At 59.8% G+C, this 23,941-nt stretch carries 19 protein-coding genes; 11 read left to right on the top strand and 8 right to left on the bottom strand.

Annotation, left to right across the window (positions count from 1 at the left end):
* The first annotated feature begins 8 nt into the window (after positions 1-8).
* Positions 9-782 (top strand): DUF1080 domain-containing protein, encoded by a 774-nt coding sequence (locus ACILSI_RS08030; RefSeq protein ID WP_395721344.1) that lies wholly within the window; start codon positions 9-11, stop codon positions 780-782.
* Positions 783-842: 60 nt separating this feature from the next.
* Here the strand turns inward: ACILSI_RS08030 and ACILSI_RS08025 are convergent, their stop codons facing one another.
* On the bottom strand, positions 843-1,760 hold the full coding sequence (locus ACILSI_RS08025; RefSeq protein ID WP_395721343.1) for a sugar phosphate isomerase/epimerase family protein: 918 nt from the start codon (positions 1,758-1,760) through the stop codon (positions 843-845).
* 99 nt (positions 1,761-1,859) lie between these two features.
* Here ACILSI_RS08025 and ACILSI_RS08020 point away from each other — a divergent pair, with 99 nt between their 5' ends.
* The 5 genes from ACILSI_RS08020 to ACILSI_RS08000 all read left to right on the top strand — a co-directional run bounded on the left by ACILSI_RS08020 (position 1,860) and on the right by ACILSI_RS08000 (position 7,633).
* A complete protein-coding gene (locus tag ACILSI_RS08020) occupies positions 1,860-3,128 on the top strand; it encodes a glycosyltransferase family 39 protein (protein WP_395721342.1) in 1,269 nt (422 codons plus the stop codon).
* Between the two features lie 86 nt (positions 3,129-3,214).
* Positions 3,215-4,390 (top strand): non-hydrolyzing UDP-N-acetylglucosamine 2-epimerase, encoded by a 1,176-nt coding sequence (gene wecB, locus ACILSI_RS08015; protein WP_395721341.1) that lies wholly within the window; start codon positions 3,215-3,217, stop codon positions 4,388-4,390.
* Between the two features lie 22 nt (positions 4,391-4,412).
* The gene (locus ACILSI_RS08010; RefSeq protein ID WP_395721340.1) at positions 4,413-5,369 is read left to right on the top strand and encodes a polysaccharide deacetylase family protein; all 957 of its coding nucleotides are present in this window, start codon (positions 4,413-4,415) and stop codon (positions 5,367-5,369) included.
* Positions 5,370-5,394: 25 nt separating this feature from the next.
* On the top strand, positions 5,395-6,210 hold the full coding sequence (locus tag ACILSI_RS08005) for a glycosyltransferase (protein WP_395721339.1): 816 nt from the start codon (positions 5,395-5,397) through the stop codon (positions 6,208-6,210).
* Between the two features lie 28 nt (positions 6,211-6,238).
* Positions 6,239-7,633, top strand: a complete 1,395-nt coding sequence (locus ACILSI_RS08000) for an FAD-dependent oxidoreductase (protein ID WP_395721338.1) — start codon at positions 6,239-6,241, stop codon at positions 7,631-7,633.
* A 4-nt stretch (positions 7,634-7,637) separates the two neighbouring features.
* Here ACILSI_RS08000 and ACILSI_RS07995 read toward each other — a convergent pair whose 3' ends face one another.
* Positions 7,638-8,462 carry an amidohydrolase family protein gene (locus ACILSI_RS07995; RefSeq protein ID WP_395721337.1) on the bottom strand — a complete coding sequence of 275 codons (825 nt, stop codon included), beginning with the start codon at positions 8,460-8,462 and terminating at the stop codon, positions 7,638-7,640.
* Positions 8,463-8,551: 89 nt separating this feature from the next.
* Between ACILSI_RS07995 and ACILSI_RS07990 the strand changes: the two genes are divergently transcribed.
* Entirely contained in the window at positions 8,552-8,902 is a 351-nt protein-coding gene (locus ACILSI_RS07990) for a DUF4339 domain-containing protein (RefSeq protein WP_395721336.1), read from the top strand.
* Here the strand turns inward: ACILSI_RS07990 and ACILSI_RS07985 are convergent.
* The gene (locus tag ACILSI_RS07985; RefSeq protein WP_395721335.1) at positions 8,899-9,684 is read right to left on the bottom strand and encodes an amidohydrolase family protein; all 786 of its coding nucleotides are present in this window, start codon (positions 9,682-9,684) and stop codon (positions 8,899-8,901) included. The genes ACILSI_RS07990 and ACILSI_RS07985 overlap by 4 nt on opposite strands.
* 79 nt (positions 9,685-9,763) lie before the next feature.
* Here ACILSI_RS07985 and ACILSI_RS07980 point away from each other — a divergent pair, with 79 nt between their 5' ends.
* Complete coding sequence (locus ACILSI_RS07980; RefSeq protein WP_395721334.1) at positions 9,764-11,149, top strand: enolase C-terminal domain-like protein; 1,386 nt, start codon at positions 9,764-9,766, stop codon at positions 11,147-11,149.
* 4 nt (positions 11,150-11,153) lie between these two features.
* Here the strand turns inward: ACILSI_RS07980 and ACILSI_RS07975 are convergent, their stop codons facing one another.
* The 3 genes from ACILSI_RS07975 to acs all read right to left on the bottom strand — a co-directional run bounded on the left by ACILSI_RS07975 (position 11,154) and on the right by acs (position 17,677).
* Positions 11,154-13,061, bottom strand: coding sequence for an O-antigen ligase family protein (locus tag ACILSI_RS07975; RefSeq protein WP_395721333.1), 1,908 nt, complete (start codon positions 13,059-13,061; stop codon positions 11,154-11,156).
* Positions 13,062-13,275: 214 nt separating this feature from the next.
* Complete coding sequence (gene murC / locus ACILSI_RS07970) at positions 13,276-15,582, bottom strand: UDP-N-acetylmuramate--L-alanine ligase (protein WP_395721332.1); 2,307 nt, start codon at positions 15,580-15,582, stop codon at positions 13,276-13,278.
* A gap of 88 nt (positions 15,583-15,670) precedes the next feature.
* Positions 15,671-17,677, bottom strand: a complete 2,007-nt coding sequence (gene acs / locus ACILSI_RS07965; protein ID WP_395721331.1) for an acetate--CoA ligase — start codon at positions 17,675-17,677, stop codon at positions 15,671-15,673.
* 130 nt (positions 17,678-17,807) lie between these two features.
* Between acs and ACILSI_RS07960 the strand changes: the two genes are divergently transcribed.
* The 3 genes from ACILSI_RS07960 (at position 17,808) to ACILSI_RS07950 (ending at position 20,440) form a co-directional block, all read left to right on the top strand.
* Positions 17,808-18,782: a peptidylprolyl isomerase gene (locus ACILSI_RS07960; RefSeq protein WP_395721330.1), complete on the top strand. Its 975-nt coding sequence runs from the start codon at positions 17,808-17,810 to the stop codon at positions 18,780-18,782.
* A gap of 23 nt (positions 18,783-18,805) precedes the next feature.
* The gene (locus tag ACILSI_RS07955; protein WP_395721329.1) at positions 18,806-19,177 is read left to right on the top strand and encodes a hypothetical protein; all 372 of its coding nucleotides are present in this window, start codon (positions 18,806-18,808) and stop codon (positions 19,175-19,177) included.
* Positions 19,178-19,273: 96 nt separating this feature from the next.
* Positions 19,274-20,440, top strand: coding sequence for an aminotransferase class V-fold PLP-dependent enzyme (locus ACILSI_RS07950; RefSeq protein WP_395721328.1), 1,167 nt, complete (start codon positions 19,274-19,276; stop codon positions 20,438-20,440).
* A gap of 296 nt (positions 20,441-20,736) precedes the next feature.
* Here ACILSI_RS07950 and ACILSI_RS07945 read toward each other — a convergent pair whose 3' ends face one another.
* Complete coding sequence (locus ACILSI_RS07945) at positions 20,737-21,258, bottom strand: hypothetical protein (protein ID WP_395721327.1); 522 nt, start codon at positions 21,256-21,258, stop codon at positions 20,737-20,739.
* The gene (locus tag ACILSI_RS07940) at positions 21,221-23,785 is read right to left on the bottom strand and encodes a hypothetical protein (protein ID WP_395721326.1); all 2,565 of its coding nucleotides are present in this window, start codon (positions 23,783-23,785) and stop codon (positions 21,221-21,223) included. The genes ACILSI_RS07945 and ACILSI_RS07940 overlap by 38 nt, the downstream gene beginning before the upstream one ends.
* Between the last annotated feature and the right edge of the window lie 156 nt (positions 23,786-23,941).

The following is a 23,941-nucleotide window of genomic DNA, read 5'->3' as shown; positions in this document are numbered from 1 at the left end:
CTTGGGCCATGACTCGCCTCCTGCTCCTCCCCGCCTTGGGCCTTGCACTGACCGCTCATTCGGCCGAACCGGCCAAAGAAAAACCTTTCACACCCGGCGGCATCTATCGCCATGGCGACATGGAGCGCCCGCGCCCCACGGTGATCACGCCGCCTTCGGAAAACACGCCAACGAGTGATGCCATCGTGCTGTTTGATGGGAAAGACCTCTCCAAGTTCAAGCGGCAGCCGCGCAAAGATGACCCCGACACCTCGGACGTGCCGAAATGGAAGATCGAGAATGGTTATGCCGAGATCGTGGGCAAATCTGGCAGCATTGACACGCGGGACAAGTTCGGCTCCTGCCAGATCCACATCGAGTGGGCCACGCCCGCCGAAGTCGTCGGCAAAAGCCAGGGCCGGGGCAACAGCGGCGTGCTCATCCACGGCTGGGGCGAGGTACAGGTGCTTGATTCGTATGAAAACGACACTTATCCCGATGGTCAGGCCGCCGCGATCTACCACCACTACCCGCCGCTGGTGAATGCCTGCCGCAAACCGGGCGAGTGGCAGAGCTACGACATCATCTGCGAGTGCGCTAAGCTCGATGACAAGGGCAACGTGCTCCAACCAGCCCGCATGACGGTGCTCCACAATGGCGTGCTCGTGCATCACGCCGTGCCGCTGGAGACGAAGGTGCAGGAGTTCGGCTTCGCGCTTCAAGACCACCACAATCCCACACGCTATCGCAACATCTGGGTGCGCCCGCTGCACCGCTACGACGAGAACGCGAAGGCACCGTGATGAGCGGGACCATCCTGGTCCCTCTTTGCATGCGGGGGATCAGGATGATCCCCCTCCTGTTCAGCCCAGCTTCGCGCCAAGGCGTTTCAGCATCGCTTCCAGCATGCGACCGTATTTGACGTAGCTGTCGTACTGCTCCTTGGCCTTCTGCTCAGGAGAAAGATCGTCAGCGGCGCCCGCGCCGTGGAAGACGACGGCGACATGTGGCTCGATGCTGATGTAGCCTTCGTAGCCGGTCTCGACGAGATCCTTCATGATGCGCTCGGTCTGGCCTTCGCCCTCGCCGGGGAAGGTATAGACGGCGTCGTTCTTCGTCTTGTCCCAGATGCCGTCTTTAACGTGAACGTGGGCCATGAAGGGCTTGATGGTCTGGTACATCTCCCAGGCGTCCTGCTTGTGGCCGGGCTTGTCGCGGTCGTCGATGAAGACGGGATTGCCGGTGTCAAAAACCCACTTCATGCCGGGCACGGCCTCGGCCATGCGCCGCACATACGTCGGACTCATGCCGCCCCAGTTCATGCAGTTTTCGTGAACGACGGTGAGTCCTGCGTCGGCTAAGCGTTTGTTGATCTCGATCATGCGCTTGATGCGCTCGGGGGCGAACTGCTCCTCCAGATCCTTGCCGCCCTCGTCCTTGCAGACGGCGTAGCTCATCACGCGGATGAGTTTCGCGCCGAGTCGCTGCATGCGCGGGATAGCGCGAGAGATCTCGGCTTCGGTGATGCTGAAGTCGTCAGTGATTTTTTTGGCCCAGTTGCCGATGAGCGAGCCGAAGCCGCTGATCTTCATGCCACGCTCCTGCAAACGGGCCACGACCTTGTCGAACACCGCCTCGGGAATCTCATGCAGGTTGCCCTTCACACCGTCGATCTCGACGCCACGAGACTCGATGCTGTCCCAGCCGAGTTCCTGGTGAGCCTGGATTTGCACATCAAGAGATGCGCCTGCTTCGTCTGCGATGCCGGTGAGTTTGATCATGGTGGAAAAAGGTAAGTTGGAGCGGGATTGATGGATGGTTGAGGAGGGGATGCAAGGTTCGGCTTTGACAAAACACACCGATGCAGCGGACGGTACCGGATGTCTGACGCAAAATCCGCCACCCGAAGCCTCGAACTCCTGCTGCTGGGCGGCACGCTGCTGTTTTACATCGCCGTCACGCTGCTGGCGAGCCGCCCGGATTTGATCTGGGACGAGGGGCGTTACCTGTGGTTCGCGGAAAATCTCACGCAAGGATTCTATGTCACCCCGGAGAAACCGGATGTCATCAACGGACCGGGCTACCCGCTCGTTCTCTCCGCTCTGCTGATGGTGAAGACACCGCTGCTCGGTCTGCGCATGCTCAACGCGGTCTTCATGGCGCTGGCGGTGTGGTTCAGTTTCCGCGCGGTGCTGCCGTATGCTGGAAAACGCTGGGCGCTGGGCGTGGCGCTCGTGACAGCGCTGCATCCGAGCCTGGTGCGCACCGCACCTTACTTGATGACGGAGGCGCTTGCTTTGTGCTGCATCGCCGGCTTCGCGTGGGCCTTCACGGCGGCTTTGCGGTCGGAAAAATCGAACTGGGGGATGATTCTGGCCGCCGCGTTCGCCTTTGCCTGGCTGACGCTCACGCGGGTGTTCTTTGGCAATGTGATCATGGCCTCAATTGCCTTCCTCATGCTGCTGCTGCCGTTTTGGAAAAGCCAGCGCACAGTTTTATGGCGGGCGCTTGCTGTTTTGGCGCTGGCCTTCGCCATGTGCGTGCCATGGCTGGCCTACACGAAGTCGAAGACTGGCGAAACGCTCTGCTGGTCCACGAACGGCGGAGAACTGCTCTACTGGGCCACCAGCACGCACGAGGGTGAAAACGGCCACTGGTTTTCCGAGGAGGACGCGCAAAACAAGCCCGAACTCGTCGCCAACGGCCACCGCGACTTCTACAAGGCGAACTACTACCTCCCGGTGAAAGAGCGCGAGGCCGCGCTGAAGAAAAAGGCGCTCGAAAACATCCGCGCCAATCCAACAGGCGTGCTCAAGAACTGTTTGAGCAACTGGGGCCGCCTCATTTTCGGCTTTCCGCGTTCTTACCAGGCCGAGGAGTTGATCATGCTCGTGCTCGTCGCCGTGAATGGACCGCTGGTGCTGGCGGTGTTGACAGCGTTGTGGGTCGGCTGGCGGTGTCGAGGCACGATTCCCGCTGAAATCCTGATTTTGGCCCTCATGGCCTTCATCTACCTCGGCGGCACCAGCCTGCTGCCTGGATTGCCACGGTACACGATCGTCGTCTGGCCGTGGATCGGTCTGGGCCTGGCGACGATCGTGTCACGTCATTTGAAAGTCAGTCTAAGTCCGAAGCTTCTTCCCCCTTGAGCTTAGTCTCGTTGACCATATTTGACATAATTTCCATAATTCAACCTTGCCGGATCTTTCGCTGTCTATTATGCTTCGTCCTTAATATGAAATTGGTCGCATCATCAGACTCCCGGCCCTCCAAAGTTCTCGTGTGCCTCGGCACACGGCCTGAGCTCATTAAATTCGCGCCCATGATCAAGGCGCTGAAAAGCCGGGGCGTGGATCTCGTCACCGTGAACACCGGCCAGCACTCGGATCTGTTGGAGCCGCTGTTTGAGCTGTTCGGCATACGACCCTGCTACAATCTGGAGGCCATGAAGGCCGGGCAGAGCCTCAACGCCCTCGGCAGCCGACTGCTAGAGCGGTTGGACCCTGTTTTGGAGAAGGAAAAACCTGATCTGCTGATCGTACAGGGCGACACATCCACCGCAGTGATGGGTGCCATGGCCGCCTTCAACCGCCGTATTCCGGTGGGTCATCTGGAGGCAGGTCTGCGTTCGGGAAATCCTCACAGCCCCTTCCCGGAGGAGATGAACCGCCGCATCGTCGGCCAGATCGCCGCGTACCACTTTGCCGCCACGGAGCGCAACCGCCGCACCCTGCTCGACGAGGGGGTTCCTGCCGACACGATTCACCTCGTGGGCAATACCGTGGTCGATGCACTGCGCCACACGCTGCTGACCAAGCGTCCCGGCAAGAGCGTTGAGCTCATGCAGCAGTGGACGGGTGGCAAACGCCTCGTGCTCGTGACCACCCACCGCCGCGAGAATTTTGGCGAGACAATGAGCCAGCATCTGCGGGCGTTGCGCGAGTTCATCGAGCGAGAAAAAGACCTCTGCATGATTTTCCCGGTGCATCCCAATCCCAATGTCCGCGTCGCCGTCGCCACCGAGCTGGGGCAGCATCCACGCATCCGCCTGACAGAACCGATGGGTTACTGTGACTTTGTGCATCTGCTCTCACAGACCTGGCTCATCGTCTCCGACTCCGGCGGCATCCAGGAAGAGGCCACCGCGCTCGGCAAGCCGATGATCGTGCTGCGCGAGAACACCGAGCGCCCCGAGGCCGTGGAGTGTGGTGTGGCGCGTCTCGTCGGCGAGTCACCCGTGCTCCTGGGTGAAATGCTACGCACAGCACTGATCGACGAAGTCTGGCACGCCAGCGCCAACAACTCCCGCGATGTCTTTGGCGACGGCCAGACCGCCGAGCGCGTGTGCGATATCCTGTTCGGAGCACCACCCCAAACAATCTCAATGGCACCCATGCGCTTCGCAGCCTGATTTTTTGCCTCTGTTTCGCGTCATGAAGCCTGCCGCCAGCATCTCGCTCGATCTCGACAACCTCTGGAGCTACCTGAAAACTCAGGGAGTTCCGGGCTGGGAGAGTTTTCCGGGTTATCTGGACGTGGTCGTGCCGCGCATCCTTGATGTGCTTGAGCGCTGCGGGCAGCGCATCACCTTTTTCATCGTCGGCCAGGATGCCACGATCGAGTCGAACCGTGCCGTGTTAAAACAAATCGCCGATGCCGGGCATGAGATCGCGAATCACTCGTTCATGCACGAGCCTTGGCTGCATCTTTACAGCCGCGAGCAGCTTCACGAGGAAATCGGCGGCGCGGAAAAAGCTATCGCCGCCGTCACCGGCAAGCAGCCGCGCGGTTTTCGTGGCCCAGGTTTCAGCACCTCGCCCTTGGTGCGCGAGGTGCTTGCCGAGCGCGGTTACGCCTATGACGCCTCCCTTTTTCCCAGCGCTCTCGGCCCTGTGGCGCGTCTGTTCTTTTTCCTAAACTCCAAGCTCAGCGCCGAAGAGAAAGCACAGCGCAAAGGCCTCTACGGCAAGTTCAGCGACGCCTTCGGCACGCTGCGGACTTTTGCCTGGGACAACGGCCTCATTGAGCTGCCGGTGACGACCATGCCGCTGCTGCGGCTTCCGGTTCACACGACCTACCTGATGTTCCTGGCGCAGAAGTCGGAGCCTCTGGCCAAACTCTACTGGAACACGGCCGTTTTGCTCTGCCGCCTGCGCGGTGTCGCGCCTTCGCTGCTGCTGCACCCCACGGATTTCCTCGATGTGCAGGACGTGCCGCAGATGAGCTTCTTCCCCGGCATGAAACTGCCTGCGGCAAGGAAGATCGCCATCGTTGAGCACGCCATTCGCGCTCTGCAACAGCACTGGCAGACCGGCACGATGAGCCAGCACGCCGAATCCATTCACGCCGCCACTCCCAAGCTCACGCATCTAAGCACCCTGCAAGCCTGACCCCAAAAACCAAAAAAAGAACGCCATGAAAACACCGACTCAAGTCAACGAGATCGCCATTGTGCTGCCGGCCTACAATGAGGAAAAGGACCTGCCGGTCCTGCTCGAAAACATCCGCTCAAAGATGGCGGACATGCCGTTCAAATACACCGTCGTCGTCGTCGATGACGGCTCCAAGGACCGCACGGCGGAAATCGCCCGCGAGGCAGCCAAGGTGATGCCTCTCAAGCTCGTGCAGCATGAGGTGAACAAGGGGCTCGGTGAAGGCATTCAGACCGGCCTGCGCGAAGGCTGGCTCATCGGCGATGTCGTTGTCGTCATGGATTCCGACAACACCCACAACCCGGTGTACATCCAGGACATGGTGAAAATCATCCGTGAAGGCGATGCCGATGTGGTCATCGCCTCGCGCTTTCAGTCCGGCAGCGTGGTTCAGGGCGTGCCTTTCATCCGCGTGATCCTGAGCTGGGGCTGCTTCCTCATGATGAAAGTGCTGCTGCCCTACCGCAACGTGCGCGACTACTCCACCGGCTTCCGCGCCTACCGCAGCCTCACGCTGGGCCGCCTGATCAAAAACGCCGGCCCACGGTTCCTCGAAGAGAGCAGCTTTGCCTGCATGCTCGAGTTGCTGCTGCGCCTGCGCTGGCTGGGTGCCCGTGCGGCGGAAATTCCCTACACGCTGCGTTACGATCTCAAGATCGGTGTGAGCAAGATGCGCATCCTGCGCACCATGCGCCGCTACTTCACCGTGGTCGGCCGTTATTGGGCCAAGGACGTGTTGCCGCAGGCTGAGGAGCCCTCGCTTAATGAGCTCCGCGACCAGCTCGGATCTCGTGCATGATTGGGGCTTCATTCGATATTAGCCCTTCATGCGCCCAGTCACTCACTCCATCGCGGTGCTCGGCGGTGGCATCTCCGGCCTCACCTGCGCCCTGCGCCTCGCCCAGGCGGGCAAATGCGTGACACTGATCGAAGGCTCCGGCCAGCTCGGTGGTCTCGGCACCTTCTTCGAGCATGACGGCCGCTCCTTTGAAAAATTCTACCACTGCATGCTGCCCAGCGACGGGCCGCTGCTGCGCGTGCTGGAGTCACTCGGCATCCATGATGACGTTTACTGGAAGCCCACCACCTTCGCCTATGCGCATCAGGGCAGGTTTTTCCCGCTCAACACCGCGCTCGATCTGTTGAAGTTTGCCCCGCTGCGCTACATGGATCGCATCCGCGTCGGCATCACCGGCTTGTATGGCCGTCTCGTTTCCGACAAAGGGCTCGATAACATCACCACGGTGAAATGGCTCACCCGGCTCAGTGGAGCACGCGCCTTCACGAAATTCTGGCAGCCGATGCTTGAGGCCAAATTCGGCGACCGCTACCACGACGTCCCCGCGCTTTGGTTCTGGACCCGCTTCAACCGCGAGAAGGGCGAATCCAAAGGCGAGTGCAAAGGCTACATCAAAGGTGGCTACAAGCACATCACCGACACCTGCGCCCGCGTGCTGCGCTCGCTCGGTGCCGAGATCCGGCTCAGCACGGCCGTGCAGGGCATCGATCTCGATGCCGAGGGCCGCGTCACCGTCACCACTGCCGCAGGCAGCGAAAAATTTGACCAGATCGTCATCACGCTGCCCACACCGCAGGTGGAGAAGCTCCTCGGCCCCGTCATGCGCGCGCAAATGCCAGCGCTCGACACCACCACCGATTACCAGGGCGTCATCAACTGCCTCCTGTTCCTCAAAAAGCCCCTCACCACGCATTACTGGGTCGCCACGCCGGAAAGCGAGCATCCCTTTGACGGCGTCGTCGAAACCTCCACGCTCACGGACACCAGCGACCGTGGGGAGCGCCACGTCGTTTATCTCACCAAGTACCTGCATCGCGAAGACCCACGCTTCATGCAGGCGGATGACAGCATTCGGGCCGCGTGGATTCCCGCGCTGAAAAAACTTTTTCCGCAGTTTCAGGACGCGGACATCGAAACCACCTTCATCTTCCGCGCTCCGTTCGTCGAGCCCATCTACAAACTCGGTCAGATGCAGCTCCGCCCGCCGGAGGAACTGGTGCCAAACAAGGTCTATCTCTCCAACACCGCGCAGGTCTATCCTGTCGTCACCTCCTGGAACGGCAGCGTCATTCAAGCCGAGCACACCCTGGACGTGATGGGCGTTTCACCGGTCCCGGTCCTTGGTTCCAACACCGCCGCCTTGAAACCCGCGAAACTGCCCGCCAGCGCCCCGCCGCCACGTTCAGTCGTGGTAAAGGCCTGAAACCTCAAGCCAGCAAGGCCGCCGCATTGCTCGACTGAATCGTCCGCGCCGGTGCAGCCATGATCGCGGACTCCTGCATCTTCAGGCGGGCCGACTCCCAGTAAAACACCGGCGCAAAAGAGCCAAACACCACACGCTCCAGCGGCCAGGTCTTGAGCAGATTGTCCACCCCGCCCACACTCTCGATCATAGCGAAATCGAGCCATACGTTCGGACAGTCCTGCAAATGCCGCAGCACCATCGCCGCGCTCGCGTTCAGCAGCATCACTCGCGTGTCCTTCATCTCACGCATGATCGCCGTCAGAGGCTTGAGATCGACCGGAGCCGCGCGCACCTGCGGATGCTGCGTTCGTTCATCCTCCATCTGCGCCACGAGCTGCACCAGCAGCCGATGCTTGCCCGCCAGCGTCAGCAGCTCGCGAAACGAAGGCGTTTCGAGTGTGTAACCGTGATAATTCGGATGCAGACGGATCACCCGCATACCGTGTTCTTCCGCGCAGCGCTTCACATCGTCCTGCCAGGCAGGCAACGTGAGGTTGACCGTGCCGCAGGGGCGAAACAGGGAGTTCTCGCAGGCCTGTGCCAGTTCACGGTTCACAGCAGCCACATCACGCCGCAGCAGTCCTTCAAACGCGCCCGCCCAGGCCTCGGTGACGCCGCGCTGTTGCAATCCCTGGGCAAACTGCGCCGCATTTTCAGCCCCGAGCCGCCGAAAGGGATTCGCGCCGAGATACACATGGCAGTCGATGAGCCTGGTGTCATCCGCCGCCGTCAAAACGGTGGCCGCCAGCGCCGCGCTGGAGCCTGCCAGAAAGTTTCTGCGATTCATGCGGCCAGTTTGAACAACCTGGGACGAGTTGGAAAGCATTTCCTCGCGCCTTGCACTGTTCGCCGGCACGCGTAGCCTTGCCGCCGAAGATGAACTGGTACTTCAACAACGCCGGAGCCGCCGAAGGGCCGATGGATGAAGCCGCGATGAGCCAACTGGCCCGCGAGAAGAAGCTTGCCTCCGATTCGCTCGTCTGGCACGCCGGACTCGACGCCTGGCAGACCGTCGCGGCGCTCTCACCTTCATGGTGGGCCGCCTCCTTGCCCACGCCTGCGGGCAGACCCGCCCCCGTGGAGGAAAAGAAACCTGTGAAAGCCAAACTTGCGGGCGATGGCCGCCGACTGTCCAGCCCGAACGCGCCAACCACGGAAAGCGACGAGAAAAAAGAAGGCGGCGGCCTGCTCAAGCGCTTGTTCGGCTTCGGCAAAAAGAAAAGCTAAGCCTCAATGCCCTTGGCTTTCAAAATCGGCAGCATCAGATTTCGCAGATTGTCGCAGAAGATCTTTTGTTTGTCGGCGTCGCTGATCTGCGCGCCGTGAACCTTGGCAAGCTGGCTGGCGAAACTACGCCCGCCGCAGTCGCTGCCATAGATTACGCGAGAGGCACCCAGCTCACGCACCGCCATCTCGGTGATGCCTGCGGTGGGATCCGAACCGGCGAGATCGGCATACAGGTTGGTTTGCTCACGAATCGCGCGAATGCCCAGCTCCCAGGTGCCGCCCGTGTGGCCGCAGATGATGGGAACCTCGGGAAAGCGCCGCGCCAGCGTCACCAGATCGTCCGGTGTCGATTCACCGGGGTAGTTGCCGTTTGTTTTGAACCAGGTGTGCTGAAAAATGACCGCCTTCAACTCCGCCGCGCGCCGGATGATCGCATCAATCGCCTCCACGCTGCATTTTTCCGCCACCCACAGCTTCACGCCCACCATCGGCCCGTTGGCGACGCAGCGTTCGAGCTCGGCGAGGCTTTCCTCAGGATGTTTGGCGCTCACATAAACAAAACCAAACGCCCGATCCGGGAACTTGGCGATCGCACGCAGCACCTCGCTGTTTTGCTGAACCAGATCGGCCGGGGACGGATCTTGCGACCACTTCAAGCCCATGTACACGCACAGCCGCTCAATGCCCATGCGGTCGGCATACACGAGCAGCGCCTTGAGACGTTCCTCCGGCGTGAGCCCAGGAACGCCGGAAAGATGACAGTGCAGATCCCAGATGCGCATGATGTGCCAAGTGAAGCGGAAGCTGCTTTCCACGGCAATGTTTTCTTTGCGGGCGGATGTGGGCGCTTCATTTTGCCCAATGCCCTCCACCAAGCTCACCGATGTCCGTGTCACCGCCGCCGAAGTGTTTTTCCTTCCCGTCACGATGCGCGTGCCGCTCAAGTTTGGCCCGGAGACCGTGACCAGCGCTGTTTGTCTGCGTGTGCGCGTGACGGTGGCCGATGGCAGCGGCAAAACCGCCCAGGGCTGGGGCGAGACACCGCTCAGCGTGTCCTGGGTCTGGCCCAGCTCCCTGAGCGTGGCGGTGCGTGCCCAGCGCATGCAGGATTTCTCCACGCTGCTAGCGCAGCGCCTCGTGGAGAGCGGCCTGACCGGCCACCCGATGGAAATCGGGCACGATTTCATGCACGGCACGCTCGCGGCCACTTTGAAGGAAGCCAATCAAGCAGCTGGAGGCGATGAAATGCCCTATCTTGGCTCCCTGGTGGCATTCAGCGCCTTCGACATCGCCGTTCACGATGCCTACGGCGTGCTGCATGACCGCGACATCTACTCGACCTACAACGCGGAGTTCATGAGCCGCGATCTCTCCGCCTTCATCACGCCAGAAGACGGCAGCGGCATCGATTTCAAAAGCCGTTACCCGCAGGACTACCTGGTGATGAACGCGCCGAAACAACTGCCTGTGTGGCATCTCGTTGGCGGTGTGGACGCGCTCGAAGCCGCCGATCTGAACGGCACCGAGCCGCAGGACGCGCATCCGCTACTGCTGGCCGACTGGATCAAGCGCGACGGTCTGAAGTGCCTCAAGGTGAAGCTGCGCGGTACGGATGCGGCGTGGGACTTCGAGCGCATGCAGCGCGTGGGCCGCATCGGCCTCGCCGGTGGTGTGACTTGGTTCAGCGCCGACTTCAACTGCACCGTGAAGGAGCCTGCTTATGTGAATGCCATCCTTGACCGCCTGCTGGCCGAGGAGCCGGAAATTTTCGCCCGCACGCTCTACGTCGAGCAGCCCTTCCCATACGATCTTGAGGCGCATCAGATCGACGTGCGCAGTGTTTCCGCGCGCAAGCCGCTATTCCTTGATGAAAGCGCCCACGACTGGGAGTTTGTGCGCCTTGGCCGTCGTCTCGGCTGGTCCGGCGTGGCGTTGAAGACCTGCAAAACACAAACCGGTGCGCTGCTAAGCCTGTGCTGGGCCAAGGCGCACGGTATGCCGCTTATGGTGCAGGATTTGACCAATCCGATGCTCGCCATGATCCCGCACGTCCGCCTCGCCGCGCATGCGGGCACGATCCAGGGCGTGGAATGCAACGCGATGCAGTTTTATCCCGATGCCTCGCTGCCGGAGCAGGAGATTCACCCCGGCCTGTTTCAGCGTCGCGGCGGCATCGTGGATCTCAGCACGCTCAGCGGCCCCGGATTTGGCTATCGCGTGGATGAGGTGAAGCGCGTCGTCTCCTGAGCCCCTAAGGCTTGTTCCGCGCGGCGCGTTTGCGCTCGGCCAGCACGGCGGTGTGATATAGAAGCTGGCGATAACTGTCCAGCCAGTTCGTGGTGCCCGCAGGATTCATCGCCTTGGCCTGGCTGGCCCAGAGATAGGCAAACTCGGCCTGCTCATACTTGCCGATCCGGTGGTAATGCATGCCAAGCGCCATGCGCGGCTCCTCATACAACGGCGCCAGCACGAGGGCGCGCTGGATGGCCGCCAGCGCCTCGTCATGTTTGCCAGCGGCATCCAGCGCGTCCGCCAGCGCCAGTTGATAAAGATGGCTGTAAGGGTTCAGCATGTTGGCCCGCGTCAACTCCCACACCATCTTGTCAATGAGACGACGGCGCTCTTCGTCAGGCATGCCCGGTTTGTAAGAGTCCATCAAGGCCAGGCCGTGTTGGTAGGCCAGAACCGCGTTGCGCGGGTCGGTCTCTGCCGCACGCGCGAAATTGCGCAGCGCCAGCACGGTCTCTCCGCGCTTGTTCTGCACCTGGGCGACGGCGAAATGCGCGTCAGCTACGCCGAATACGGCCGCGCCGCCGATCATCGCCGCCGAGGCCGCCAGCATCACGATTTTCATCAGAAACCGCAGTCCCCAGATGCGGCGTGATTTGAACACCTCGCTCTCGTTGCCCGGATTTGCCAGCAGGCCGAGCACCATCGTGCCCAGAAGGGCGATGACCGGCACATGACCGTGAAACTCAAACACGGCATGGACCAGCGTGGCCACGAGCGCGGCGATGCCGCCGAGCGTCAGCGCCAGCGTGTTGCTGCCGAGTTTTCCGGTGGAGGGGAACTTCTCGGCGGCAAACCAGCGCAGAAACCGGATGCCGTTCATCAGATGGGCCAACACCACCAGCAGCAGCAGCGCCAGCCCGGCCCAGCCATAGTCTGCCAGCATCTGCAGGTATTCATTGTGCGCAAACAACGAGTCTCCCGTCTGCGCCGAAGCCTCGGGGTCACGATGTGTGATCCCGCCGACATAGAACATGCGCGAGCCCGCGCCGATCCACGGCGATTCCGCATGCTGCGCCAGCGCCGCGTGCCAGATGTGCAGACGCATGTCATCCCCTAGCGGCGTGACAAGCTGGCGCGTGAGCATGGAATCCTCGTTCACCTTGTAAAAAGCGCCACCGGCCGCGCCTGAGACCAGAATCAACGCGATCACCAGCCACTTGAACAGTGGCCGCTGCGTACGCCACACGGTCCACAGCATCAGCAGCACAAACACCACACCTCCGGCAGCTAGGCCTAACATCGCCGCACGGCTGACCGTCAGCGCCACGCCCGCCAGCATCGCCAGGATGCCAAACCCCAGCAGCAGCCGGGAAACAATGTGAATCCGTGCAAACAACATCACCCCCGCCGAGAGAAACACCGCAAATGAGAGGAATGCCGCGAGGTGGTTTGGATTGTTGAAGAAGCCGCCGATGCGTCCTGGCGGGAAGGTGCGGAAGAAACCTGGCACGAGATGGAAGTCCCAGCGACCTTTGAAATTCAGCCACCCTGCGGCCAGATTCCCCGCCACCAGCACCAGCAGCACGCCCACGATGCCCAGCCGCCACTTCGGGTGACTCGCCGCAGTCACCGTCATCAGATAAGTCACAAAACAGGCCAGCAGCATGACCGCGTCCTCACGCGCAAACACCTCCACCGGCGATGCCCAGGCCCGCCAGCCGATGTAAGCCGTCAGGGCAAGCACGGTGAACAAGCACCAGTCATTCGGCTGAAAGCTCACCCGCAGTTTCCACCGCAACGCCGCCAGCAATCCCGCCAGGCCGATCAACGCGCATCCCGGCCAGAAAAACAGCAGCCGCGTCTCCGTGCCGAGCAAACCGGTCACGAACAGGCCGAGGAGGAAAAGAATGAGGGCAAGTTTCTGCATCAAGCCGAAAGCTCACCGCTGACGCGCGAAAGCGCAAGCCTGGAGCGCGTCTGGAACGTGGAGCGCACGCGTCCCGCGTGCTGACTTCGGCGTCCCCGCCGAAGTCCGTCCCTGAAACACCCACTGGATCTGCCATGATCTGCGAGTCAAAGTGAGCGATAGAACGGTTTCTCGCGAGACGCGGGAAACAGCACGCGAGGACGCGTGCGCTCCATCAAAGAGGGAGCGGCTGATCCTCGCCGATGACCTTCACTTCCATCTCCAAGGTCACGCCGCGTTCTTGGAGCGCGGTTTCTTTGATCTGGGCGACCAAATCGAGCACCTCACGCGCTGTCGCCCCGCCTTGGTTGACAATGAAATTGCCGTGGACGTCCGAAACGATGGCTTTGCCGACACTGCGACCTTTGAGGCTCAAATCGTCGATCAATTTGCCAGCTCCGCAGATCTCCGGGTTCTTGAAGGTGCATCCGGCGCTGGCACCAACAGGCTGGCTGGTGCGGCGTTTGTGATGTGAGGCGGCGAGTTTGGCATCGATCTCGGTTGGCGCGGCAGGCGAGCCTTTCAGAACGGCGGAAACAACATAGCGTTCCTCGAATTCTGGCACGCTGCGGTAGTGATGCGTGATTTCAGCCAGCGGTTTCTCTTTGATGCTGCCATCCGTGTCGATGAAACGAACGCTGACGATTTGATCGAAGGTTTCGGTGCCCATGGCACCTGCGTTCATGCGTATGGCACCGCCGAGATTGCCGGGAATGCCTTCCATCCACTCGAAACCGCCGATGCCGGCCTTGCGCGCCGCGCTGGCGATCTTTTTGAGGCGTGCTCCAGCACCGGCGGTGATTTCATTGCCGTTCACGGCAACATTTTCGAAGTCGCCCTTCGGATGAATGACCGCGCCGCAAATGCCGCCGTCTTTGACGAGCAAATTCGAGCCGCGGCCGATCACGCGGATCGGCATCGACGCCGAACGCAAATAGCGCACGACTTCAGCGAAGGACGCTTCGTTGCGCGGCTCGATCCAATACTGCGCGGGGCCGCCGATGAGCCAAGTGGTGTGGCGGCTCATGGGCTCATAAAGCCGTGCCACGCCGCCACCGTTGTGTTCAAGGATGCCGCAGAGTTTTTCGAGCACGGGCAGGTCGCGCGCGATACAGCGGCCCACTTCGTGAACGTTGCCCGCGCCCAGGGTGATGAGCAGATCGCCGGGGCGCAGCGCATTGCCGACTTTGTCACGCGCGATGAGCATCGTGGGCGTGCTGGCGGTCTTGGTGTGGTCGTTTTGCAGGCGCACCTCTTCGAGGATCGTCTCGCCGCTGACGCCGGGAAGCGGCTTTTCGCTCGCCGGATAAACATCGGTGACAAACAACTCGTCCACGGCAGCAAAACTCGCGCCGAACTCCTTTTTGAGCAGTTGCGTGCGGCTGTAACGATGCGGCTGAAACAGGCAGACGATGCGCTCGGCATTCAAGCCCTTCGCGGTGGCCAGTGTGGCGGCGATTTCGCTCGGATGATGGCCGTAGTCATCGACGACGGTGAAATGCTCGCCGCTGTGCCGGATCTCAAAACGACGCTTCGCGCCACGGAAGGTGCGCAAGGCATGCTGGATGGCCTCAAACGTCACGCCGCAGCGTGTGGCGAGCGCGATGGCAGCGAGCGCGTTGGAAACGTTATGCCTGCCCGGAATGCCGAGAGTGACGCTGCCGAGCAGCATGCCTCTTTGGTACACGTCAAACACGGAGTGATCCGGCTTCATCGAGAGGATGTTCGCCGAGAAGTCATGATCGCGGTCCCAGCCGTAGCTGACACCTTGCGGGCCAGCGCAAACCTCGCTGGCAACGGGATCTTCGGCGCAAAAAACCCAATGTCCCCGTGTCTGGCTCAGCACCTGACGGAACACAGCCTTGATGGCCTCGATGCCGTCATAGAAGTCGAGATGCTCGGGCTCGATGTTGAGCACAATGGCATGCTCGGGATGGAAGTTGACCAGCGTACCGTCGCTTTCATCGCCCTCGGCCACAAACAGCTCGCCCTCGGCATCCCAGTGCGCGTTGGAACCAAGAATCGGAATCTCCGCGCCGACGTAGTGACTCGGTTTGAGCCCGCCCTGGCGCAACACATGCGCGGTGAGCGCGGAGGTGGTCGTTTTGCCATGTGTGCCGCAGACGACGACGCCTTTCTTGTTTGCCATCACGGCGGCGAGCGCCTCGGCGCGTCGAATGAGCGGGATGCCCTGCTTGTAGGCTGCCTCATAGGCCACATTCCCCGGCTTGATGGCGCTGGAGTAAATGACCATGTCGCAGTCCTCGACCTCCTTGTCGCAATGCTGCGGGAAGAACTGCAATCCGAGTTTTTGCAGCCGCTCCGTTTCAAGCGTTGTCGCCTTGTCCGAACCGCTAACCTTGTGACCGAGGCCCAGCAGCAGCAGCGCCAATCCGCTCATGCCTGAGCCTGCGACACCGATGAGGTCGATGCGCATGGGATGACGGCTTTCTTTGAGGAGGCTGAGTACGGCGTGGGTCATGTGGATAGGCGTGAAAGCTAATCGCAGCTTTCACGCCGGGCAAACACACGTTGGAGCGTGAAACACCAATGCTTTAATCAGGACGGCCTCAGTCCTCGCTGCTGGCAGCGAGGGCGGCGATGACGTTGATGTCTTCGAGGGTCGTCGTGTCTCCTTTGATCAGTTCACCGGCGGCGACCTGCTTCAAAAGACGGCGCATGATCTTGCCGGAGCGCGTCTTGGGCAGCGCGGCGGCGAAGCGGACTTCATCCGGCGTGGCGACGGGACCAATGACCTTGCGGACGTGCTTCTTCAGTTCTTCACCAAGTTCGCGGCTGGTCTTGATGCCTTCCTTGACGGTGACGAAGCAGACGACGCCCTGGCCTTTCAACTCATCCGGGCGGCCCACCACGGCGGCTTCAGCGACGGATGGGTGCGAAACGAGGGCGCTCTCGACTTCGGCGGTGCCGAGGCGGTGACCGGCGACGTTGAGCACGTCGTCAATGCGGCCGATGATCCAGATGTAGCCATCCTTGTCGCGGCGTGCTCCGTCGCCAGCGAAGTACCAGCCTTTGAACTCGCTCCAGTAAGTTTCTTGGTAGCGTTTTTTGTCGCCCCAGATGCCACGCAGCATGGACGGCCAGGGCTTCTTGATGACGAGTTTGCCCTGTTCGTTGGGGCCGACTTCCTTGCCCAGATCATCGACGATGCCGACCTCGACACCGAAGAACGGCAACGTGGCGGTGCCGGGCTTGGTCGGAATGGCTCCAGGGATCGGCGTGATCATGTGGCCGCCGGTTTCGGTCTGCCACCAGGTGTCAACGATGGGGCATTTGCCGCCGCCGACCTTGTGGTGATACCACATCCAGGCTTCGGGATTGATCGGCTCACCCACGGTGCCAAGCAGGCGCAGGCTGCTCAGATCGTGCTTCTTGAGCCATTCGTCGCCCCACTTCATGAAGGCGCGGATGGCGGTCGGCGCGGTGTAGAAGACGGTGACGGCGTATTCTTCGATGATCCGCCAGAAGCGGTCGTTCTCCGGCCAGTTCGGAGCGCCTTCATACATGAGGCAGGTCGCGCCGAGGGCCAGCGGGCCATAAACGATGTAGCTGTGGCCGGTGACCCAGCCGATGTCGGCCGTGCACCAGTACACATCGTCGTCACGCAGGTCGAAGACGTATTTGCAGGTCATCTGCGCGTGCAGAAGGTAGCCAGCAGTGCTGTGCAGGATGCCCTTCGGCTTGCCGGTGCTACCGCTCGTGTAAAGGATGAAGAGATCCGCCTCGGAATCGAGCGCCACAGGCGCGCAGTGCGCATCGACGTACTCCAACTCACGATTCCACCACACGTCCCGGCCTTCTTCGATATGAACTTCCTGGCCGGTGCGCTTGTAAACAATGACCGTCTTGACCGGCGTGTCGCCGCCTCGAAGAGCATCATCAACATTCTTCTTCAAAGGCACCACCGCTCCGCGGCGATAGCCGCCGTCCGCAGTGATGACAATCGCGGCGCCACTGTCGAGCACGCGGTCCTTGATCGACTCGGCGCTGAAGCCGCCGAAAATGACGCTGTGCACAGCACCGATGCGTGTGCAGGCCAGCATGGCAATCGCGGCCTCCGGGATCATCGGCATGTAGATGATGACGCGGTCGCCTTTCTTGACCTTGTGACGCTTCAGCACGTTGGCGAAGCGGCAGACCTCGCGATGGAGCTGCTGGTAGGTGAAGACGCGCTTCTCACCGGGCTCGCCTTCCCAGATGAGCGCGGCCTTGGTCTTGCGCGGGCCGTCCAAATGACGATCCAGGCAGTTCTCGCTGACGTTGAGCTTGCCGCCGGTGAACCATTTCGCGTTGGGGCACTTCCAGTCGAGCACCTTGGTGAAGGGTTTCGTCCACAGCAGCTCCTTCGCCTCACGACCGAAGAACTTGTCCGGGCTTTTCAGCGACTCGGCGTGCATCGCCTTATACTGCGCCATGCTGCTGATGCGGGCTTTTTTGGCAAACTCGGCGCCAGGCTTGAACACGCGGTTTTCGACAAGAAGGCTTTTGCTGGAAACCTTGGCGGCGGGTTTGGCGGCTTTCTTCGGGGTGGGTTTGGCGGCGGCTTTCTTGCTCATGGCTGGGTTGGGGCGGCGATTGGGAGGCGCAGATTAGAGGCCGGAGCCGCTTTTACGCAAGGCCAAGCTCACATGCTTAACTTCGCCTTGCCACACCGCCCCCACGCCCTAGGATGGCCGCTCTTTCGTCATGTTATTTCTGCGCATCAGCCTACTTCTGTCCCTCTCCGTCGTTGCTTTCACCACGGTCAAGGCCCAGACCTACTCCAACCGCATCGTCGCCGTCGTCGATGGCGTGCCTATCGCCGCATCCGAGGTGCGGGACACGATCACGGCCCAGGAGCAGATTTTGCGCTACCAGCACCAGAACGACCCGGCCCGCCTGGCCAAGGAACTCGCCGAAGTGCGCGCCTCCGCCGTCGAAAGCCTCATCGACCGCGAAATCCTGCTCGCCGAGTTCAGAAAAATCGGCGGTGTCATCAAGGGCCAGTACGTCGATGACGATGTCAACACCATCATCCGCGAGAGCTTCAAGGGCAACCGCGACGCCTTCGTGGACGAGCTGGCCAAAACAGGCATGAGCGTGAAAAAGTTCCGCGAGCAACGCGAGAAGATGATCGTCATGAACGTCATGCGCGCCCGCCATTCCGGCGATCACCCGCCGGCCACCCCGCGGGAGGTCGAGGACTTCTACAACAAGCATGTGGACAAGTGGCGCGAGGGTGACCAGATCAAGATCTCCACCATCTCCATTCCCAAATTCAGCGGCGAAGCCGGCTCATCGCCTGAAAAGCAGAAAAAGCTCGCCCAGGAGCTGCGCTCCAAGATCGTCAACGGCGGCGACTTTGCTGCGGCGGCCAAGGCCTACTCCCAGGACAGTCACGCTGAAAACGGCGGCTCGTGGGACTGGATGGCCAAGACCGACATGATGCCTGCCATCGCCAACGCGGCCATGGAACTCAAGACCGGCGGCATCAGCCCCATCATCGACCAGGAGACCAGCTACATCATCGTTGCGTGCGATGCGAAAAAGCTCGGCACCGCGCCCCCGCTGGAAAAAATGCGGCCTGAGATCGAGCGGATGATCAACCAGGAGAAATCCAAGGACAACATCGACAAGTGGATGGAGTCCATCCGCAAGAAGCACGTCATCAAACGCTTCTAAAAACAGCGAACCCCGTCGCCCCCGTGATTCAGATCGTTTTCAACGACATCAGCGCCGCCGAGCTCTCGCAGCTTCCCACGCAGACCCAGTTTCACCTGCTGGAAGCGTTGAACATCCAGCCTGCCGACATCGACGAGGCGATCCTCGCCAAACGCTATGGCGTCCTAGAGCGTGGCGGCAAAAAACTCTACCGCTGTCGTGCGGGAGACCACCGCATCTACTTCGGCATCGTCGAGGGCAATGTGCGCGTTCACCGGGTGCTGCACAAAAACACCCTCACCGACTTCCTCTTCCGCAGCAACCTCCCCGGTGGCGGCGAAGACGAGGAGTTGAGCAAATCCAAGAGCTTCTGGCACCTCATCGACGAAGGCGCGAAGACCTTGAAAGTCGCTTAGGCTCCCGAAATGACGAATTCCGAATGACGGAATGACGAATTCGCCTGACCTCTGACCAATAGGCATTCGTCATTCCACATTCGTCATTTTGCCACCATGCTCACCCTAGACGCCCTGCTTTCGGATGAATCCCTGCGCCAGCAGGAGTTTCCGGTCATCAAAGACAGCCTGTTCCTCGCGCATGCGGGTGTCACCATCCTGCCACGCCGTGTCACACGCACGATGCAGGATTACCTCGAACAATGCAGCCTGCGCATGCAGGAGTATCCCGAGGCCTGGCGGGCGGTGAATGAAACCCGCGTCGTCGCGGCCGAATTGATCGGCGCCAAGGCCAGTGAGATCGCGCTCATTGGCCCCACGTCTGTCGGTCTCAGTTTGGTCGCGAATGGACTGCCCTGGCAGGCGGGCGACGAAGTCGTCAGCTATCTCGATGACTATCCCGCGAATGTGTATCCGTGGAGCGATCTCGAACGTCAAGGCGTCGTCCTAAAACGCCTCCAACCGGCTTCTCTCGGCGAAATCACCCTTGAACTCGTCGAGGCGGCGCTAACATCCAAAACCAAGCTCGTCGCGCTCGCCTCCTGCCATTTTCAGAGCGGCTACCGCATCGAAATCGACCGCATCGGCCGCATGCTGCGCGAGCGCGGTGTCTTGTTCTGCCTCGATGCCATTCAAACCGTCGGTGCCTTCGAGACCCGCGTCGAGCACGTCGATTTCCTCTCCGCCGACTCGCACAAGTGGATGCTCGGCCCCATGAGCGCCGGCATTTTTTATGTGCGTGAGGAATTGCAGGACATGCTCCGCCCCAGCCTGCTCGGCTCCTGGAACGTGCGCAGTCCGAACTTCATCGCGCAGGACGAAATCGCCTTCGAACGCGGAGGACGTCGTTACGAACCCGGCGCGCTGAACATCTCCGGCATTCTCGGCATGAAGGCCGGCATCGAACTGATTCAAGAAATCGGCCTCCACGCCATCAGCGCCCAGCTTGTGAAGCTCAAAGCCCGTCTGCACGCCGGTTTGAAGCCGCAAGGCTTCACCTTCCTCGGCCCCGACCCACAAAGCATCCACGCCTCGGCCATCACGACTGTGCAGCATCCGCAGCGCTCACTCGAAGACATCGCCAAGCACCTCAACGAGCAAGGCATCACCCCGTCCCTGCGCCACAACCGCGCCGGCCAACCGCTGCTCCGCTTCAGTCCGCACTTCTACAACACGGAAGCAGAGATGGATCGCGTGGCGGAGGTGATTGAGACAGTGGTGTGATCTGCAAAACCGCTGGCGTGCCCGCTCATACATTTCTGTATTTATACAAGAGTGTATTTTGACGGCCTCTGCAGCATGCGTGGCCGCAAAATAGCTGGGACCAATAGAGCAGCGATTGCGGTTTCCCACAGGGAAATGTCCCCCTTTGAGTTCATCTTCGGAGACCTTCTCGCCCGCTTCACCCCTAAGGAAGAGGGCATCGTCGCACCTCCCTGGGCTTCGCAGCTTCAGCGAAGAATGACAGCTACCTCACCGAACCCATCGTCGAGATCAGCCGCGTCGATGAACCCACCAACTCACACAGGCCAGTTCCCCACTGGGTTCCCAAACATCGGATCATGAGGCAGATCCAATGTGAAGTGCATCATTCGTTCCCTGAGAAACTTCTCAACGACCTCCGGCTTCACTCGGCGGTTCCGAAGCATGAATCCGTAGCTCTGTAGGCAGGTCATCGCATGCATGCTGAGGTTTCGATCCATATCCGCTCGATTGAAAGCATTTGGAGCAAATTGCGCATTGTGAAGTTCATTCATCACTTTTTGCCGAAGCCTCATGTCATCTGGCGACCAGCCCAGACCACGCCGCTCAGTTTCCAAATGTAAAACCTGATTGAGCACGGCAGACAGAATATGCCAATCCTTGTAACCGCGTTCATAGTATTCGGCGCATAGAGCCATGAACCTCTTGTCCTTTTGAAGGGCTTCAACTTGGGGCATGATGCTTTGCTTCAAGCCGATATAGCGGTCACGAATCTGCCGAAGCGAATCGGCTTCATCGAATCTACGATGAGGGGGTGGCGAGCCAGTTGTTGATGTCATACTTGTTTGCTCCAATTAAGTCGAGAAGGGCAGTGAAGGTGCGTCCGGTTGAGCAGGCTCGCTCGAAGACCCCGCCAGCCTTCCATGCAGCAAGCTCTTGTTCTATGTCGTTCTGAGAGTCTATGGTCGTGAACAAGAGGATGTCAGTGAGGAGGCCATAAAGATGCTGAGCATACTCTTGAGGCTTGTTTCGCATCCAGTCGATCATTCCTGTCCCCCAAACAAGTTCTTGCGATTCCATGCCCAAAAGGGCTGGATCGATTTTTGGAGGGTTAACACCACCAGCCTTTGACACAATAGAAAGGTCAACAGTATCGACCACGAACGCGAAGCTCTCCCACTTTGCATCAGCGAACGCTGATTCGAGCATCCCAAGAATGGTTTCGGCGTAAATTTGGGCACCAAGCTCGTTCGCACACCGAATACGATACTTCACACCAAAAATCGTGGCCTCATAAAGACTGGCAGGACGAGTCTCGCCCACGGTAGAATTGCGAATCTGTGAGTAAGCAGGCTGTTCTTTCCAAGATTCTACAAGGTCTTGAATCTCGGCTGGACTTGCTGACTGCTCAGCTTCGATTACCGAGGATTCACCAAGAGAATAGAGCAGTGCGATTCTAGACGAGGCGAGTCCCATCTCATCCAATGTCGGTGGTAGCCATTTAAGCTCGGCAGCGTGTTCAGGTGCCAATTTGAGGAAGAGGCACCCCAGACACCCATCTTGGCGCTCGAGTTCTTCAGTTACGTCCTCGGTGCTCTGTCCCGAGGCTTTTACTTGATTCGCCAAACCATGCGCGAAGTTCCTCCAAGCCAAAAATGGGGCGATTCTTCCAAGCTGCAGCTCAGTCCAGGCTAATCGCATAACGCAATCGAAACCACGTTTCGGGTTCGCGCGCATTGATTCAACTGAATACAACGCGATGTGAGCAGCTCCCAAATATGCAGCCCGTGACGCCCATCGAAGTTCCAAGTCGCCATAGACCGCGCCTAATGCCAAGGATGCTTTCCCACTTTCCAGCAATGTTTCCTCATGGGCGAGGTTAAATCGGGCCTTTGACAACTGGGACACCGCCTCGCGATAGCGTTTATTGGTGAGCAGTTGAATGCCGTAGTTCAATTGGCGGTGGCCTGTCTCGCGCACACCGCAGCGTTCGACTATAAGCTGCTGCACCTCGTTTTGAAATGCATTGTAGTTCGGCAATGAACAGAGAAACTCGCCTATGCCTTCGATGGCATCCACAAACCTCAGCAGAGGATAGGTGCCAAGTCCCTTTGATTGGCGAAAACATTCCAGATAAGCGTCGAGCATTTCACCCATTCGTTGCTTGTCTCCGAGACTTTCCTTCAGTCCCAGGCGAACGAGCAAGGTTTTGGCAAACAGTGCGGTGTTCGGTCGGGTTGCATCTGCCGCCAATGCAGTAAAGCGTGCTCTCAGGCGATCAACTCGTGCCTCCTCCCTTTCATCCGCTATCTCGTGTTGCCGAAGAAGTTTGGCGGCCTGGAGAACACTACAAATATTCGAGAAGAGCTCACATTCCTCGCCCGTTCCAATCTGCTCAAGAAGTGGCTCCATTGCCTCATAAATTCTTTCGGTCTCGTTGGGGTCATCGAACCAGAAATAACTTCTCCACGCATGCTGGTAGTGTGCCCGCAACGCCAAGCCTGGGTGCCGGGATTTTTCAGCCAAGTGCCGGGCTTGAATGAACAGTCCATCCACCTCTATTCTGGGGCGTTCGAGGGAACAAGCAAGCTTTGCCGCTTCAAGGTAGCTCTCGGCTAGAGAGTAGTCGTCATTTCTAGCCAAGTCAGGATTCCTGAGTGAGTTCAATAGTGTTTCCAACTCAACCTCGCGCGAGGCATCCCGTGGTCCAAGTCGTTTGGTCTGCGACATTCGCACATCGAGCCCCAATTTGGCGACAGCCAGTTCAACGTGGTGCCCTTTGAAAACACGATCAACGAGCCATGTGCGATCCAGTATCCTTACGTCACAACCGCTTAGAGTCCGCATCTTGGTTTCCCACTTCTCTCGGTCTTTGTCAGGGACAGGTTGGTTTGTGAGGAAAAAGATTCTCGAGAATTGCCGGGACAATCCGGTGATCTTTGTGACATCCCCTGCAACTTTCGGTTTCCAGGTCTTCTGCGCACTGAATGCAAATGCCCAGTCATCATTGGCCGGGCGAGCTTGGCTGGCCCAGTATCGTCGATCCCCGAGTTCTTCGGAAACAGGATATGTGGATGCGTCAGTCTTCGAATCCCCACCACCCACAGGACCGGTCTGTGGTAAAAGATTCGGGCATATCTCTTTCTCTGCAATTGCGCGCGCAAACTCCTCAAACTCTCGCTCTCGTCTTTCGGTCGTGAGTTGATCCAGATAGAACTTGAGTTGATCCTCGCCAAGTCCCACCACATCGACGCTTTCGCTGTCCGAGAAGTAGTCCGGGTGTTCCTGCCTGTAATACTCACTTGGACTCGGTGCGGTCCACAGATGATCAGATTGAGGAAGGGTTGACTGGGTTCGTGGCTTCATCGCAGGAGGATACGGTCGCATTTTCCACCTGCGAACACTAGCAGGGAAATGCTGGTTGAAACTCGATCCTTGCGGCCTTTGAACAGGGTGCTTAGTGAGGTGATTTCAAACTTGATGGCCTCGATGGCCTGCTTCAAGCCGTGCGCGTGAGTGGCG

It is taken from the genome of Prosthecobacter sp., from assembly GCF_044232965.1.
Lineage (GTDB): Bacteria > Verrucomicrobiota > Verrucomicrobiia > Verrucomicrobiales > Verrucomicrobiaceae > Prosthecobacter.
This window is presented reverse-complemented; position numbering and strand designations above follow the sequence as displayed.